This is a genomic window from Halobacillus sp. AWM4_238, from assembly GCF_056158265.1.
In genome coordinates, this window is the sequence record NZ_JBSWSY010000002.1 from 1673019 (window position 1) to 1688394 (window position 15376).

The following is a 15376-nucleotide window of genomic DNA, read 5'->3' on the forward strand; positions in this document are numbered from 1 at the left end:
GCTTTTGAAGAGGACGATGTTGTTCCTCTCTTGCGTTTAGTTTGACCGCTTACGTAAGAATTATCTGTGACAAGTCTTGCTAGGAGTGGGAAAGGTATGAATACTCAATAAAATTCGTTTTCATGCCCGGTAAATGTAGATTTTTGGGTAAAAATGGACTATACTTAGTAATTGATATAGGAGGGGTAACAGTGAACGAGTTTAAAAACGATATTCAATCCAAAACTAATGATGTGATCGACTCTGGGTTAGGGTTTGTATTTTCATTTGTTTTCTTCTTCGTCATCTTCTTCATCGGTGTTTTGTTTTCTTTTCTGGGACAATAATAAGATGCAAAACGGGAAGGCTGCTGTTTTCGGCAGTCTTTTTTTATTCTCTGCTCGCATTATACGGGAAAAACGTTGAAAACGTTCCACTTTGCCTAGAAAAAATGTATTGAACGGCTCCGTGACGGCTGGTTTGAAGCCTTACAACCCCATGCCTGTTTAATCTTTCCACCACCTCTTCATGAGGATGACCGTAACGGTTATTAACACCCGCAGAAATGAGGCCGATGTTTGGATGAAGCTCATTTAAGATGTCTTCTGAGGTGGATGAATGACTGCCATGATGAGCGACTTTTAATACATCTGTTTGTAAAGTAGCGTTTCGACTTACAATGTCCCTTTCAATTGAAGTAGATATATCCCCAGTAAAGAGCCACCGCTCCCCTCCAAAAACGGTGTCCAATACAAGCGAATTGTCATTTGGGTCTCCTTCATCCCTCTCTATCATTGGATGTATGACATGAAACACATGTCCCCCGATCCAAACACGCTGTCCTGCGCTTACTTTCTCGATCTTACTCGTTTTTTCATATTCTTCAGTATGAAACGGACTCACAAAGATTTGGTCAACTTTCATTTCGTCAAGGATGAAAGGTACGCTCCCACTGTGATCAGAATCTTCATGAGTTATAAATAACGCGTCAATACGATCGATCCCCCTTGACTTTAGGAAAGGTAAGATTACCTCCTTAGCCGTTTTTTCTTTATTCGTGGTGAAAATCGGTGGTCCAGCGGCATCAATCATAATGACCCCCTTCCTTTCCGGCAGTTCTATGACAAAGGAATCCCCCTGACCCACATCCAACATGGTCACGACTCCTTCTTTAGAGAAATACGGAATTGAACTATAAAAAACAAGGACAAAAATTGTGGCCAGCGAAACAAAAAACGCTTTCACCTTTTCCTTCTGCTCCCATTTTTTCATCATTATTACGAAAAATGATATGTATAAAACGATGTAAAAAGTGGGTAGTTCACCAATGACCCAGGGATAGTCAAGCCATTCTGATCCCTTAATAAACAAAGATAGAAAAAAATCATGAAAGCTGGAAAATGCATAGGAGAGAACCATGCTTAAGGAAGGGATTAGAAAAGATAAAAGAAAGAGGCTCATTAAGAAAGGGATAACAAAGAATGAAAAATAAGGAACAGCAATCATATTGATCCATAAAGAAAAAGGTTGAAATTCATAAAAATAGTGCACCTGTAAGGCAAGAAGAGAAAGCTGGCTGATCAACCCTATAATTGCTGACTGTACCCATTTACTTTCATATTGCTTCAGGACAGGTATCGTGAGCAACAAACTGAAGGTAACTAAAAATGAAAATTGAAACCCGAGATGGTAAAAATAAGAAGGGGAAGAGATCAATAAAAGAAGACAAGTGAAAGATAAGAGATCGATGATGGGGATCTTCCTCCGGAAGAAGCCTGCGAAAATAAGAAGCACGCCCATTAACCCTGCTCGCATAACTGAAGGAGCAGCACCAGAAATGAAAATATAAAAAGGCAGAAGGGCAACCAAAAAGAGTTTGGATTGCTTTTTTGTTGCTATGCCTGTCCGATATAGAAGAAAATAAATTCCACCAAGTGTAAGACCTACGTGCAGCCCTGATATAGCGAGAATATGGGATAAATTAAACTCTCTAAACCATTCAATAGTCGAAGAATCGATAAGGTCCGTATCTCCAAAAACAAGGGCTTCCATCCACATATAAGCACTTGGATGAACGTGCGCCTTAACATCCGATTTCAGTTTTTTCCTAGTGTCATACAAATGACTGATCCAGGATTCTCCTTCACATTGTAGAGCTGCTTCATTATCTAAAAGGATTTGACCATGAATTCCTTTAGCTGTCATATACGAGCGGTAATCAAACTGCCCCGGATTTCGTGCGCCTTCAAAAGGCTTGACCTTCCCCTTCACCACACAAACAGCTCCATATTTCAATCTGGCCGGATGAGGTTCACTTCTCTCACCTTTTACATACCGAACGGCCACGTTCCCTTCCCTCCCTTTTATTACGAAAGATATGGTTTGATCACTTTCCGACACATCGGATATGATTTTACCTTCCATGGATTCTTTATTGAAGAGTTGAGGAGGGAAAGAAGAGGAATCGAGTGAGAGATGGATATACCCACCCACCCCAAATAGAAGAACGAGTGAGAGGAATAAAGGGTGGCGTTGGTAGCTAATAAGCCAGATAAGGAAAATACTGCCAAAGACATAAAAGGTCAGACCTGCTTGGACAGATAACACCCCGCCAAGCACAAAGGCGATGACGGGGATATGCCAGATTCCTCTTAATGGGGTCATCGGTTTTCCAATCTTAGAAGTTGAGCCGCTTCCTGTACCAGTTCCTCTGACTCAGGGTCGTCCATCCTTTCAAGTTTCTCAAGCATTTGTCGAATGAGAAATTGCTGTTCAGGTTGAAGCGGTTCCTTTTCAACAGGAACCTTTTGCATGCGGACACCTGCCTGTTGCAACAATTCAATCGCATACGAATCATTTTTGTAATCCTCGCTGTAATAGACAGCTTTTACCCCTGCTTGAATGATTGCCTTTGTGCAGTGAAGACAAGGAAAATGAGTGACATAAATCTCTGCTCCTTCTGTAGCCACACCAAACTTCGAACACTGAAGGAGTGCATTCATTTCAGCATGAATGGTACGAACACAATGGCCATCCACAACATAACAGCCCTCATCGATACAATGAACACCTCCAGAGACGCTTCCATTGTAACCGCCAGCAATCATACGCTTGTCTCTTACAATAACAGCTCCGACAGCTAGCCTTTGACATGTACTCCGTGATTTTAATAAATAGCTTTGCGCCATAAAGTATTGATTCCAAGTAATCCGTTCCATTATGTAACCCCCACTATTTTTTCATCAAGTGTACTCTGACCATCTAATTCCGTCAAACTTAGGGAACCTTAATCATTTCCTTGACATTCTCCAACGTCTTTTCACCAATGCCAGGGACTAGCACAAGATCTTCCACTGAAGAAAAGGGTCCATTCTCTTCTCTATACTCAATAATACTAGCTGCTTTTGATGGTCCAATTCCATTCAATGTTTCGATCTCACTTGCTGAAGCACGGTTGATGCTTACTTTTCCTTCCTTAAATGAATCGCCATCACTTGATTCATTCTTGGACGATTGATGAGAGGCTACAAAGATGACCATTTCATCCTGTATCCTTTGAGCCAGATTGACACTTGTCGGATCCGCCAATTGTGTCATCCCTCCAGCTTGCTTTATGGCATCATCCACGCGCGTTTCCTCTTTCATTGTATAGACACCAGGGTTATGCACTTCTCCTTTCACATCCACGAATAACTCAGTAGGAGAGTCTTTTTTTTCAACCGTTTCCTGTACGGTCATTTCTTCAACTTTTACTGTCTGGCTCTCCCCATCATTTGGTGGCTTGAAAAAATATAGCACACCGATTATGGCAAAGACGATAAATAGCCACACGTATCTTTTTAATACGCCCATGTTCTTACCTTCTTTCATAATTAAATAATTTCAGAATAAGGATATATAGGTAATCAATAAGGAGGGATTCCAATGAAATGGGGAATCATCGGCACAGGGAATATGGGGAGTATGCTCATCTCTACGCTTATTAAGAGCGGAGCCGTACCTGCTGAGAAGTTGACGATTTACAATCGCACATTAGAAAAAGCAGAAAAGATCCAAGAGAAATTTCCAATGCTCCACGTAGCGGAAAATTTAGCTTCCCTACAAAGCAACAGCGATATCATCTTCATATGTGTTAAACCGCATCACTACAAAACCATTATTGATACCTTAGAAGGAAAATGGTCTGAGGACCAATGTCTTGTTTCCATAACAAGCCCGGTTGCTGTTGATCAGTTAGAAAAAGTTACTCCCTGCCAGGTCGCAAGAATTGTTCCATCGATCACAAACCACGCATGGTCTGGTGTGAGTTTATTCACCTTCGGATCAAGAATAAAGAAGGAAAATCAGGATTTATTAAAGCAGACGTTCCAACATATATCCACTCCTATCGATGTAAAAGAAGAGCATATTCGTGTAGCGTCAGATATCGTCTCATGCGGTCCTGCTTTCATCAGTTACCTGTTAAGCCAGTGGATTGCAGCTGCCGGTGATGTTGCAGACCTTCCCAAAGATCAAGCTACCTCGTTGACTGAGAATATGATGGTTGGTTTGGGAGAACTTTTGGCACAAAAAATCATGACATTGGAAGAATTGATGGAAAAGGTTACGGTGAAAGGCGGGGTTACTGGCGAGGGCTTACAAGCATTAGAAGATCACATTGGACCTTTGTTCCAAAAAATGTTTGAAGCCACTCAGAATAAACATAAAGAGGATAAAAAACACATTGATTTATAATCTTTACTATTCGACAAATGCATCGAAATTCCTGCAAAACTTTCCATTTAAATTGTTATTGAATATAAGCTCCCTTTTCTTGAAGACTCAGTTTCGAGACGTTCCCGGGGTTCGTTGCCTGGTTGAGCGTCAGGGGTGGTTGGGAAGCCACTCGCTTTCCTGCGGGGATGACGGCAAGCCTCCTCGTGCTTCGCACTGCGGGGTCTCGCCAGCCAATCCATTCCCGCGGGAGTCTCGCAGCTTCCCAACCACCCCTTTCATAGTAAGGAGAAACGACCCCCTTTACCTAGAGGGAGTGTCTCCTACTTCCCCTCCTAAGGCAGGCATAAAGCGCTCTGTATCAAGCTTATAGATTCTGAATGCCTGTTTGTGGAGATGTTATATGATCCACTTTCCTCAGTCATTCAAGCTGATTGTTCCAGAAGTGATTTCGAGAATCTTCCATGGCAAAGGGGCGGAGGGGAATGGGGAGACTCCTGCGGGAAAAAAGTGCAGGGTGAGACCCCACAGGACGCAGTCCGAGGAGGCTCACCGCGCTCCCGCGGAAAGCGAGCTATTCCCCGCAGCTCCTACCCACTCAACAAAAGTCTCGAAATCAAGTCTTCCACAATCCTGCCATATCCTTTAAAAACTGACAATGACCTCGATTCTAACTTTTAACAAAGCCTAAAAAAAAGAGTCCGACATTTACGGACTCTTTCATCACTTTTATTCCTTGGTACAAACAAACAGCCAGCGCTCCCCATCCGTGGACGGGGCTTCACTAAAGTCAGAAAATACACCTTGCACCTTAAATCCGGATTGCGTGAGCCAGGATTGCAAAACCGTATGGTCATATCCGCGTTGCTCATGAACTTCATCGAATCGTTGATATTTCCCATGATCGTCAACGAAAAACGTCAAATCGTGTACGATGCTATTGTCCAGTTCCCCGGGATCACAAAACCAGATAAAAGATAGATCATCACGGACTTCAGCAAATGTTGCACCACTGAGGTCATTGTGAATATGATCTATAGAGTGTACATCGAATAAAAACACTCCCCCTTGAGTAAGGGTTTGATGGATGGACTTGAAGGCCTGCTGTACCTGCTGATCATCAGTCAAGTAATTGACCACATCACAATAACTGATGACGCAATCATATTCTGATAATCCTTCTAATGAAGTCATATCCTGTTGAAACCATTGAATGGCAGCACGAGGGTTTTTCTGTTGCGCGACAGTCAACATATCAGAAGACAAATCAACACCCGTCATTTGATATCCTTCATCATGGAGTCGATGGGTGATCTCCCCAGTACCGCAGCCTACATCAAGAATTCTTTGAGCTTTTGTACAATGAATTTCAATCATTTGCTTTGTGAATTTCACCCATTGATCATAAGGTGCATCCTGCATGAGAAGATCATATACACGCGCCATATCAGCGTAGCTCACTTTAATTTTCTAGTCCTTCTACAGCGACCGTATCTGCGTCGCCCCATAGTCTTTCCAGATTGTAATAATGGCGTTCATCTTTATGGAAAATGTGACATACGATGTCATTTAGATCAACAAGCACCCAGCGTGCTTGTTCAAATCCTTCCATTCGCTTCACTTCAATCCCTTTTTCTTCGGCTTGATTTTTCAATTCCCTCGCAATAGCTTGCACTTGGCGTTCATTAGAACCTTCACAAATTAAGAAGTAATCCGCAATTAAAGAAACTTCTGACATATCTAATACAACGATATCTTGTGCTCTTTTTTCATCACACGCTTGTGCTGCTAAATTTACTAATTCTTTACTTTCCATGGGTTTCCTCCCTATTTCATCTCTATCTTTTCCATGATCCTTATAGATCATATTAAATCATTATATGCATGAAACGTGTCCGGATAAACGGTCCTTTTCTTACCTACAAGAAAAATGATTGTATTTTTCAAGGCTAAGGAACACGCTTCATTCAAATTTTCTTTTGCTTTTCTCCGGACTTGCTCCACTCCCGGGAATTCACGGGCGGGTTCGATATAATCTGCTAAAAACACAACTTTATCCAAAGTGGACATGTGTTTCTTTCCTGTGGTGTGACAGCTGATGGCAGAAATAATTTCTTCATCTGTGAGCCCTACCTCTTGTTCAAGCATCCGCGCCCCAACAGGTCCATGCCAAAGTTCATGATGATAATCCAGAAGATCCTTAGGAAGTCGTCGATCGCTCTCAATCCAACGCTTCATAAGATCCAAAGGTTTATATTTTGCATAATCATGAAAAGCTGCTGCCAATTCCGCTTTATAGACATTCACGTTATATCTCTCAGCAAGTTCAACCGCTTGATCAGTCACCCGTACTGTGTGTTCGTACCTAGAAGTTTTCAAGGCAGGCCGCACGTATTCAAGTGCCTCTTCACGACTCATTTTCATACAAGTGATGCTCCTTTATAAAAGAATCAACAACTTCCGGTAGTAAGTACCGGACGCTTTTTCCTTGTGAAATACGTTCGCGTATCATCGTGGAAGATATATCAACAGAGGGAATATCAACAAAATGGACAGGAATTTCATTATTCCACCCATACCCAGGTCTTTCAACTCCGATAAAGTGGACCATTTTCGAGAGATCTTCGACTCGATGCCATTTCGGTAAATGTTGGACCATATCTCCTCCAATAATGAAAAAGAATTGATGGTCAGAATAGCGTTCGATCAAATCTGTCATGGTATCCACTGTGAACGACGTTCCTTTCCGCACTAATTCAACGTCACAAATGCGAAAATGCGGGTGATCCCTGGTTGCTGCCTGCACCATAGCAAGTCGTGTTTCCGGTTTCGTAGAAGACTCCTGTTTATGAGGGGGAATATACGAAGGCATAAACCACACTTCATCAAGAGTCATGGCTTCACGGGCAAACTCTCCCATGATTAAATGACCTTGATGGAGAGGGTCAAACGTACCACCAAGAATTCCGACTTTTTTCATAGATCTTCCCCTTTATGGTAATTCGATTTGTTTGTTTTCTTTGGATTCTTTGTAAAGAATAATCGTATTTCCGATCACCTGAACAATATGAGCATTCGTCGCTTCAACAATTTCATTTGCAACGACCTGATTATCTTCAAAGCAATTTTGTAGAATGCTTACTTTTATCAGTTCCCTTTTTTCGAGAGCTTCATCAATTTGTTTGGTCATATTTTCATTCACTCCGGATTTACCTACTTGGAAAATCGGTTGAATATTATGGGAAGCGGCTCGTAAATGCTTCTTTTGTTTACTTGTTAACATTCTATACCCCTTTCAATTTCTGCTCGAATTCTGTGAGCAAAAGCAAAGCATCAGGTTCGGTGTCTGTCCAAATTTGAAAGGCATAAACGGCTTGCTGTAACAACATTTCATGTCCAAAATGGAGACGCGCGCCCCTTTTTTCTGCTTCATTTAAAAATTTCGTTTTCATAGGACGGTAAACAATATCGCTTACAACCGTCCCATTTGTCAAGTGTTCCAGTGAAATGATCATTTGGTCATCATGAGGATTCATCCCGACTGTCGTCGTTTGTACAATCAAGTCGTACTCCCCGAGGTTGTTTTTGGCCTGCTCAAGTGTCAGGGCGGTTGAATACCCTTGTGAATGAATATCCTGAATAATGTCCTCTGCTCTCTTCATTGTACGATTCGCTATGTCTACGCGGCTAATATCTGTTCTAGTGAGAGCTTCGAATATCCCTCTTGCTGCACCTCCGCTTCCTAGCAGGAGAGCTTTAGAGTCTTTATGAAAAATATCCGGGAAACGATTCTTAAGCGAATGGACAAACCCCCTGCCGTCGGTGTTATATCCGATCCAGCCTTGGTCAGTATGATGAACGGTGTTCACAGCACCCAAGTGGCGAGCGCTTTCATCCAGGCTATCAAGGTAGGGGATAATTTTCTCTTTGTATGGCACGGTTACATTGAAACCATTCAACCCTTTTTCTTTCAATAATTTTACTTTTTCACCAAACTCATCTGGCTGAATCTCCAACAGTTCATACTTGCCCTCAATCCCCTGTTGTTCCATAAGTTTTTCATGAATCCATGGAGACATGGAATGACCAATGGGATGGCCAATCAACCCTAGTTTGTACAAATGATCCCCTCCTATATGAGTGACTCTCTTAAGGATACCTTAACTCCTTCAGGTACATGGACGGTCACTGTGATTCCACCTTCCGGAACCGTCACCCAACCGAGTCCAGAAAAGACGATGTCCGTCTTATCCTCTTTGATTTTCAATGTATGTCCCTTAAGCGGAGGTAACATCGAAATCGTGTCTTGATCAGGGGGTGATAGCAATTCACCTAAATGATTCTTATATAGTTCATCCGCTTTTTCTAACTTTGTCCGGTGAATGGTCAATTCATTAGAGAAGTGACAAACAAAAGAACTCCGGTCCCCTGCTTGAAAATCAAGTCTTGCGAGCCCACCTACAAAGAGAGTCTGCTCTTCGTTCAATTGGTACACTTTCGGCTTGATCTCTTTTCTTGGAGTGATGAGCTTCAAGTCCTTATCTGATACATAATGGGCCATTTGATGGCGCTGAATGACCCCTGGGGTATCGTATAGAGAGCTTTTATCATCTAAAGGAATATCGATGAATCCTAAAGTGGTTCCAGGGAAATACGATGTCGTAATGGCATCCTTAACCCCAGATGTATTTGAAATAAGGGTGTTGATGAATGTTGATTTTCCAACATTCGTTGTCCCAACCACATAGACATCCCCACCTTCACGGTATCGATCGATAGCTTGCGATAATTCTTGAACCCCTTGATTTTTTTCCGCTGAGATCAAGTACACATCTTCAACCTCTAGACCGTTCTCTTTCGCTGAACGTTTTAACCAATGTTTTACCTTCCCGTGATTCACAGACTTTGGAAGGACATCCATCTTGTTACCCACAAGGATGACAGGGTTGTTACCAGTCAAACGCTTCAAACCTGAAATAAAACTTCCATTAAAATCGAAGATATCGACTAGCTGAACAACCAGCCCCTGTGTATCGCTGATTTGATTCAACATCTCGAGGAAGTCGTCATCTTGGAATGGTACATCCTGAACTTCATTATAATGTTTCAAGCGAAAGCATCTTTTGCAAATGATGTCTTCCCTTTCTAGTGCTGACGCAGGTGCATACCCTGGTTCTTCTGGATTTGTCGTTTGAATGACGGCTCCGCATCCTTGACATTGTATTTCAGCCATCACTGATCTCTCCTCTGCCATGTGATTTTTCCTTTTCTTCGCATCCAATTTAATATCCGTCTTTCAATTTTCCTGTTAAATCTCGTAACAAATCCGTCCGTTTCAACGATAGGAACAACTAAAATCGTATGGAAACCAGCAGAATTTCCACCCAGGACGTCCGTAAGCAATTGATCTCCAATAACAGCTACTTCATCTTTTTTGAGCTTCATTTGCTTTTGAGCCTTCTTGAAAGCCTTGGATAATGGTTTCCTTGCACTATGGATAAACGTAGTATCCAACGGTTCAGAAAAAAGCTTTACACGAGCTTCATTATTGTTAGAAGCAATTGTCACTTGAATGCCGTGATCGCTCATTTTATTGAACCATCCTTTAATATCCTCTGTTGCATCCGGTACATCCCAGGCGACAAGAGTATTATCTAGGTCGGTGATGACACCTTTAATTCCTTTTTCTTTTAATTTGTCCGGGTCGATATCAAAAACACTCGGAACATGTTCATCGGGTAAAAAGTTTTTTAACATCTATACAGTTCATCTCCTCATACAACGGCAAAATCTCCTTCACCATCATATACAAAATTGAAGCATGTTTCAAAAAGACTTAGGATCAGAACAAAAATCGTTCGACAAATCCTGACAAAAACAGGTTGTGGATAAGTTTATACACATATTCCACACAGTAACTTCTTTGTTATCACTCAGCTAAACCTCTTTTTTCTAAAAGTTATCTACAATTTCATGTAGATAACTTCCATATTGTGGCGAAATAAGGCTCGTGATAAGGTAAGAATACATTAAAAATTGCGACGTTGAATGATTCAAATGAAACGGGAGGTGACTGTCACATGTGTGACAGCGGCATGAAGCAATTATCGGATTCCCTACTAATACAATCTTACCACAAAGCCATTGAACTCAATCTTTCAGATGAGTTTATAGAACAAATCAGGCAGGAGATAAAAACGCGATCCATCCAGCACCTTTTAGATAAACATGTTTCACATGTAGGCTGAATATTACACAATATGACAAATCGCGACAATCTAACCTATGAACGCTCGTCCACTTAAAGAAGGACGAGTTTTTTTGTGACTTTTTTTATTCGATGAAATGATGTCTTCCTTCTTATTTATAAGGACAAACTAAATAAAGGCTATCTCTGCACATTCCTGATATGCTAAAGTTGAATAATGAGCCTCTTTTTGATTACAATTGAGTGAACACATGGTTACGAACACCCAAATCCAATTAAAAATAGAGGAAAGTTATGTCAAAGGAGGAACATTCGACATGTTGGTGGCTGTATTACTGCCTTTTATCATTGCTATTTTTATCCCATTACTAAGTAAATGGAAAGAAAGAATCCACACAGGGTTCTTCGTTACGATTGTACCAGTATTGGTATTTATTTATTTTGCCAGCTTTTTAGGTACTGGTTTTGAACCAGTCGTTCATGAATACACCTGGATTCCATCACTGGATATCAATATGGTCTTTCATTTGGATGGACTGAGTTTACTCTTTGTACTTTTAATCAGCGGAATCGGCGCCCTAGTTGCCTTCTACTCGGTTTTTTACCTACATAAATCGGAGCAACTGGGACATTTTTATGTGTACTTTCTTCTTTTTATGGGGTCGATGTTAGGTGTCGTATTATCTGATAACGTATTCGCCCTTTATAGCTTCTGGGAGTTCACTTCTCTATCATCTTTCTTATTGATCGGATTTTGGAACTATAAGAAAGAATCAAGATATGGTGCATTAAAATCCATGCTCATCACGGTCTTCGGTGGATTAAGCCTTTTGGGTGCCTTAATCTTCATGAGTCTATTGACAAACACATCAAGTATACGAGGAATGATCGATCAGCAGCAGTTGATTCTCAATAGTGAATACTTCCCGCTGATCCTTATTCTTTTATTGCTTGGTGCTTTTACAAAATCTGCACAGTTCCCATTCCACATCTGGCTGCCAGATGCAATGGAAGCTCCAACGCCAGTCAGTGCATACTTACACTCGGCTACGATGGTTAAAGCAGGGATCTATTTGGTTGCCCGCTATTCCCCTATGCTTTCCGCCAATGAATGGTTCTTTATCATTGTGTCGCTAGCAGGGATTGTCACACTATGTTGGGGTTCTTATATGGCTGTAAGACAAACAGATTTGAAAGGAATCCTAGCTTTCTCCACAATTAGTCAGCTTGGAATGATTATGGCTATGCTAGGGTTCGGAACAAAAGCAGCGATCTTTGGTGCTGTTTTTCATATTCTAAACCATGCTACGTTCAAAGGCAGTCTGTTTATGGTAGCCGGTATTGTTGATCATGAAGCAGGAACCAGAGACATTCGTAAACTGGGTGGCTTAATGACATTTATGCCTATAACAGCTACTCTTGCCTTATTTGCATCGTTTTCGATGGCTGGCGTACCTCTACCATTCCTAAATGGTTTCTATAGTAAAGAGATGTTCTTTGAATCATCCTTGCATTTGGAAGCAGCGAGTACCGGAATCGCTGGAATGTTACAAGCGAGTATACCTTACTTAGCTGTGTTCGGAAGTATATTTACTTTCGTCTATTCCATGTACTTTTTCTTCGGGACATTTCGTGGTCAGTCACACTTGAATGAACTGCCTAAAAAGCCGCATGAAGCTCCGATTGGGATGCTCATTTCTCCATTGATTCTAGTCGCAGGTGTGGTCGTGATCGGCTTGTTCCCGTCTTTGATCAATGAGCCTTTTATTGCTCATGCTGCAGAAGCTGTCAAAGGATCCGGATTAAAAGAAAAAGACATTTATTTCTGGCATGGTTTCATTGCGCCGTTCATCATGTCCTTGACTGTACTTGTTTTCGGAAGTATCTTAGCCCTCTCCAGAAAAGTATGGACACCGGTCTACAACATTGTGCCCGGGGTGCTAAGCATGAATAAAGTTTATGATGGTACTGTTGAGCGGGTGGAACGTTATTCTACTACAATCACAAAAGGGTATATGAATGGTTCTCTCGGAAGATATGTCCGACTCATTCTAGCTGCGATTATCGTCATTTCTTTTGCCTTTATGGCGATAACAGGTGGATTTACATTGGATACGTCTAATGTAGCGGACGTAACAGCTGCGGAAATTCTCGTTGCTGTAACGATGGTCATCGCAGCGATCGGGACCGCCCTTACCAACAATCGAATAGCAGCGATTCTTATTTTAGGTGTCGTTGGTTACGGGTTATCTATGCTTTTTGTCCTTTACCGCGCACCTGACTTAGCTCTTACACAGCTAATTGTAGAGACTGTAACTGTGGCCTTGTTCTTACTTGTCTTTTATCATTTACCGAAGCTACGTAAAAAAGACGAACCAGCCAGCACTAAGGTGCTAAACCTTGTTATTTCTATTGGGTTTGGTGCATTGATGACAATGGTAGCTATTTCTTCACATAGCAGTAAGTTTTTTGATTCCATTTCGGATTACTTTGTAGACAATTCATATAAGCTCGGCGGCGGAGACAACATCGTAAACGTCATCCTCGTTGACTTTCGTGGGTTGGATACGTTGTTTGAAATCGTCGTACTCGGAATTGCAGCTATGGCGATTTTCGCCTTGATTCGTTTCAGAAAGAATAAGGGGGAGGAATAATTCATGGAAATTATTATGGCCGTTCTAGCCGGCATACTTTTCACAACCGGTGTGTACAACCTCCTTCAGAAGCAGTTGCTTCGCATTATTATTGGTACGGGTCTTATTTCTCATGGGGCCCACCTGTTCATCCTTACAATGGGAGAGTTGAAAACGGGAGCACCTCCGGTATTGACTGAGGGAGTAAAGAATTACACAGATCCGCTCCCACAAGCATTGATTTTGACTTCAATCGTCATTAGTTTCGGTGTGACAAGTTTACTACTTGTGTTAGCTTATCGTGCTGCTAAAGTGAACGGCACAGATAATATGGAGCAATTAAGGGGTAACGATTATGAGTAATTTAACAGTATTGCCTATTCTGATGCCTTTGATAGCAGGTATCATCTTAGCTTTCATACACAACAAAACAACAATCGTAAGAAATTTATCCAAAGCTTTTGCGATTATTAACTTTCTCGTCGTCGGATTTGTATTCTTGCAAGTGAGAGACAAGGGTAGCCTTGTTCTGGAAGTAGGTAACTGGGAAGCCCCCTTCGGCATCGTGCTTGTCGGTGACCTGCTGGCCATGACTCTTGTTTTGACGACGAATATCATTGCAGTCGCCTGTGTATTCTTCGCCCCTCAATCCCTAACAAAAAAAGAAGAATCCTTTTACTTTTATACTTTCTTCTTTATGTTGATCTCAGGGGTAAGCGGTGCATTTTTAACTGGTGATTTGTTCAACCTTTTCGTATTTTTTGAAGTTTTATTGATGGCATCCTATGGATTAATCGTCCTTGGGAATGGAAAAGCTCAACTAAGGGAATCTATCAAATATGTATTGATTAACTTGTTTTCTTCTATGTTGTTCGTTACAACTATCGCTTTTCTTTATTCAGTTGTCGGAACGGTCAACATGGCTCAAGCTGCTCAACGTGTTCAGGAAGTAGAGCAACAAGGAATTTTAACAACAATCGCCATCTTGTTTTTCTTTGTTTTCGCTACAAAAGCTGCGGTCTTCCCTCTCTACTATTGGTTGCCAAGGCCTTATATTTCACCGAACCCAGTCGTATCCGCTTTATTCGGTGCCCTTTTAACCAAGGTAGGAATTTATTCTATCTTGAGAACGTTCACCTTGATATTCAACCAAGAGGTCGAATTGACACACACGCTTTTCATTTACCTGGCAGCTCTGACGATGATCTTCGGAGTGGTTGGTGCTTTATCCACGAACAATATCAAACTCATTGTCGCTTATAATATCATTCCAGCCGTTGGGTTCATGCTCATGGGGATTGGGATCTTCACTGAAGTCTCAATAAGCGGCACCATTTACTATCTCGTTCATGATATGGTAATTAAGGGAGCCCTTTTCATTCTAGTCGGAGCAACGGCCTATGTCGCAGGAACATCCGACTTACGAAAAATGGGTGGTTTGATTCATCACTATCCTGTTCTCGGATGGCTTATGTTCTTGGCCTCTCTTGTACTTGCAGGTATACCGCCATTCAGTGGCTTTATTGGAAAACTGCTGCTCTTACGCGGGGGATTAGGCGAAGAAGAAATTTTCATCGTAATCATTGGGTTAATTTCAAGTCTATTGATCCTATTTTCGATGATCAGAATCTTCATCAGAGGATTTTGGGGAGATAAGAGGGATATCCCTCTTCCAGATCGAGAAAAGCGAGGAAAACGAATGGCCCTTCCTGCTGCCGGCCTGCTTACGGTATCTATCCTCCTCGGTGTAGGAGCTGAATGGTTTTACCCAACCATTGATACCATTTCACAATATATGATGGATCCAGAACTCTATATTGATTCTGTGTTAAAGGAGTAGAAG

Annotated in this window: 17 protein-coding genes; 6 read left to right on the top strand and 11 right to left on the bottom strand. The window is 41.6% G+C overall.

Annotated features, from left to right (window positions below; genetic code table 11):
• Nucleotides 1-191 precede the first annotated feature (191 nt).
• Nucleotides 192-326, top strand: coding sequence for a YqzM family protein (locus ACXACN_RS08690; protein WP_089654323.1), 135 nt, complete (start codon nt 192-194; stop codon nt 324-326).
• A gap of 43 nt (nt 327-369) precedes the next feature.
• Here the strand turns inward: ACXACN_RS08690 and ACXACN_RS08695 are convergent, their stop codons facing one another.
• Genes ACXACN_RS08695 through ACXACN_RS08705 form a run of 3 tightly spaced genes read right to left on the bottom strand, consistent with a single transcriptional unit; the run spans nt 370 to nt 3831 of the window.
• Nucleotides 370-2643 (bottom strand): DNA internalization-related competence protein ComEC/Rec2, encoded by a 2274-nt coding sequence (locus tag ACXACN_RS08695; protein ID WP_474963818.1) that lies wholly within the window; start codon nt 2641-2643, stop codon nt 370-372.
• Nucleotides 2640-3197 carry a ComE operon protein 2 gene (locus ACXACN_RS08700; protein WP_474963820.1) on the bottom strand — a complete coding sequence of 186 codons (558 nt, stop codon included), beginning with the start codon at nt 3195-3197 and terminating at the stop codon, nt 2640-2642. Before ACXACN_RS08700 ends, ACXACN_RS08695 begins: the two co-directional genes overlap by 4 nt.
• Before the next feature lie 58 nt (nt 3198-3255).
• Nucleotides 3256-3831 (bottom strand): helix-hairpin-helix domain-containing protein, encoded by a 576-nt coding sequence (locus ACXACN_RS08705; protein WP_474963821.1) that lies wholly within the window; start codon nt 3829-3831, stop codon nt 3256-3258.
• Nucleotides 3832-3903: 72 nt separating this feature from the next.
• On the opposite strand from ACXACN_RS08705, the gene comER reads away from it, so the two are divergent.
• The gene (gene comER / locus ACXACN_RS08710) at nt 3904-4713 is read left to right on the top strand and encodes a late competence protein ComER (RefSeq protein ID WP_474963822.1); all 810 of its coding nucleotides are present in this window, start codon (nt 3904-3906) and stop codon (nt 4711-4713) included.
• A gap of 708 nt (nt 4714-5421) precedes the next feature.
• On the opposite strand, the gene ACXACN_RS08715 is transcribed toward comER, so the two are convergent.
• The 8 genes from ACXACN_RS08715 to ACXACN_RS08750 are packed head-to-tail and all read right to left on the bottom strand — an operon-like array spanning nt 5422 to nt 10449.
• Complete coding sequence (locus ACXACN_RS08715) at nt 5422-6138, bottom strand: class I SAM-dependent DNA methyltransferase (protein WP_474963824.1); 717 nt, start codon at nt 6136-6138, stop codon at nt 5422-5424.
• A gap of 16 nt (nt 6139-6154) precedes the next feature.
• Nucleotides 6155-6508 carry a ribosome silencing factor gene (gene rsfS, locus ACXACN_RS08720; RefSeq protein WP_474963825.1) on the bottom strand — a complete coding sequence of 118 codons (354 nt, stop codon included), beginning with the start codon at nt 6506-6508 and terminating at the stop codon, nt 6155-6157.
• Nucleotides 6509-6555: 47 nt separating this feature from the next.
• Complete coding sequence (gene yqeK, locus ACXACN_RS08725; protein ID WP_474963826.1) at nt 6556-7116, bottom strand: bis(5'-nucleosyl)-tetraphosphatase (symmetrical) YqeK; 561 nt, start codon at nt 7114-7116, stop codon at nt 6556-6558.
• Complete coding sequence (locus ACXACN_RS08730) at nt 7100-7672, bottom strand: nicotinate-nucleotide adenylyltransferase (RefSeq protein ID WP_474963828.1); 573 nt, start codon at nt 7670-7672, stop codon at nt 7100-7102. Before ACXACN_RS08730 ends, yqeK begins: the two co-directional genes overlap by 17 nt.
• Before the next feature lie 12 nt (nt 7673-7684).
• The gene (gene yhbY, locus ACXACN_RS08735) at nt 7685-7975 is read right to left on the bottom strand and encodes a ribosome assembly RNA-binding protein YhbY (RefSeq protein WP_474963829.1); all 291 of its coding nucleotides are present in this window, start codon (nt 7973-7975) and stop codon (nt 7685-7687) included.
• A gap of 1 nt (nt 7976) precedes the next feature.
• Complete coding sequence (aroE, locus tag ACXACN_RS08740) at nt 7977-8813, bottom strand: shikimate dehydrogenase (protein ID WP_474963831.1); 837 nt, start codon at nt 8811-8813, stop codon at nt 7977-7979.
• Nucleotides 8814-8824: 11 nt separating this feature from the next.
• On the bottom strand, nt 8825-9925 hold the full coding sequence (gene yqeH, locus ACXACN_RS08745) for a ribosome biogenesis GTPase YqeH (protein WP_474963833.1): 1101 nt from the start codon (nt 9923-9925) through the stop codon (nt 8825-8827).
• On the bottom strand, nt 9925-10449 hold the full coding sequence (locus tag ACXACN_RS08750) for a YqeG family HAD IIIA-type phosphatase (RefSeq protein WP_474963835.1): 525 nt from the start codon (nt 10447-10449) through the stop codon (nt 9925-9927). The genes yqeH and ACXACN_RS08750 overlap by 1 nt, the downstream gene beginning before the upstream one ends.
• A 338-nt stretch (nt 10450-10787) precedes the next feature.
• On the opposite strand from ACXACN_RS08750, the gene sda reads away from it, so the two are divergent.
• From sda to ACXACN_RS08770, 4 genes are all read left to right on the top strand, one after another.
• A complete protein-coding gene (gene sda / locus ACXACN_RS08755) occupies nt 10788-10940 on the top strand; it encodes a sporulation histidine kinase inhibitor Sda (protein WP_474966833.1) in 153 nt (50 codons plus the stop codon).
• A 277-nt stretch (nt 10941-11217) separates the two neighbouring features.
• Nucleotides 11218-13554 carry a Na+/H+ antiporter subunit A gene (locus tag ACXACN_RS08760; RefSeq protein WP_474963836.1) on the top strand — a complete coding sequence of 779 codons (2337 nt, stop codon included), beginning with the start codon at nt 11218-11220 and terminating at the stop codon, nt 13552-13554.
• A 3-nt stretch (nt 13555-13557) separates the two neighbouring features.
• Nucleotides 13558-13896 (top strand): Na(+)/H(+) antiporter subunit C, encoded by a 339-nt coding sequence (locus ACXACN_RS08765; RefSeq protein WP_474963838.1) that lies wholly within the window; start codon nt 13558-13560, stop codon nt 13894-13896.
• Nucleotides 13889-15373, top strand: coding sequence for a Na+/H+ antiporter subunit D (locus tag ACXACN_RS08770; RefSeq protein WP_474963840.1), 1485 nt, complete (start codon nt 13889-13891; stop codon nt 15371-15373). Before ACXACN_RS08765 ends, ACXACN_RS08770 begins: the two co-directional genes overlap by 8 nt.
• Nucleotides 15374-15376: the final 3 nt, after the last annotated feature.

What these genes read in the sequence shown, in the direction of transcription:
- ACXACN_RS08730 (WP_474963828.1), bottom strand. Translation starts at nt 7,672, where the DNA reads ATGAAAAAAGTCGGAATTCTTGGTGGTACGTTTGACCCTCTCCATCAA.
- ACXACN_RS08765 (WP_474963838.1), top strand. Translation starts at nt 13,558, where the DNA reads ATGGAAATTATTATGGCCGTTCTAGCCGGCATACTTTTCACAACCGGT.
- ACXACN_RS08705 (WP_474963821.1), bottom strand. Translation starts at nt 3,831, where the DNA reads ATGGGCGTATTAAAAAGATACGTGTGGCTATTTATCGTCTTTGCCATA.
- rsfS (WP_474963825.1), bottom strand. Translation starts at nt 6,508, where the DNA reads ATGGAAAGTAAAGAATTAGTAAATTTAGCAGCACAAGCGTGTGATGAA.
- sda (WP_474966833.1), top strand. Translation starts at nt 10,788, where the DNA reads ATGAAGCAATTATCGGATTCCCTACTAATACAATCTTACCACAAAGCC.
- yqeH (WP_474963833.1), bottom strand. Translation starts at nt 9,925, where the DNA reads ATGGCTGAAATACAATGTCAAGGATGCGGAGCCGTCATTCAAACGACA.
- yqeK (WP_474963826.1), bottom strand. Translation starts at nt 7,116, where the DNA reads ATGAAAATGAGTCGTGAAGAGGCACTTGAATACGTGCGGCCTGCCTTG.
- ACXACN_RS08695 (WP_474963818.1), bottom strand. Translation starts at nt 2,643, where the DNA reads ATGACCCCATTAAGAGGAATCTGGCATATCCCCGTCATCGCCTTTGTG.
- ACXACN_RS08715 (WP_474963824.1), bottom strand. Translation starts at nt 6,138, where the DNA reads ATGGCGCGTGTATATGATCTTCTCATGCAGGATGCACCTTATGATCAA.
- yhbY (WP_474963829.1), bottom strand. Translation starts at nt 7,975, where the DNA reads ATGTTAACAAGTAAACAAAAGAAGCATTTACGAGCCGCTTCCCATAAT.
- ACXACN_RS08760 (WP_474963836.1), top strand. Translation starts at nt 11,218, where the DNA reads ATGTTGGTGGCTGTATTACTGCCTTTTATCATTGCTATTTTTATCCCA.
- ACXACN_RS08750 (WP_474963835.1), bottom strand. Translation starts at nt 10,449, where the DNA reads ATGTTAAAAAACTTTTTACCCGATGAACATGTTCCGAGTGTTTTTGAT.
- comER (WP_474963822.1), top strand. Translation starts at nt 3,904, where the DNA reads ATGAAATGGGGAATCATCGGCACAGGGAATATGGGGAGTATGCTCATC.
- ACXACN_RS08770 (WP_474963840.1), top strand. Translation starts at nt 13,889, where the DNA reads ATGAGTAATTTAACAGTATTGCCTATTCTGATGCCTTTGATAGCAGGT.
- ACXACN_RS08700 (WP_474963820.1), bottom strand. Translation starts at nt 3,197, where the DNA reads ATGGAACGGATTACTTGGAATCAATACTTTATGGCGCAAAGCTATTTA.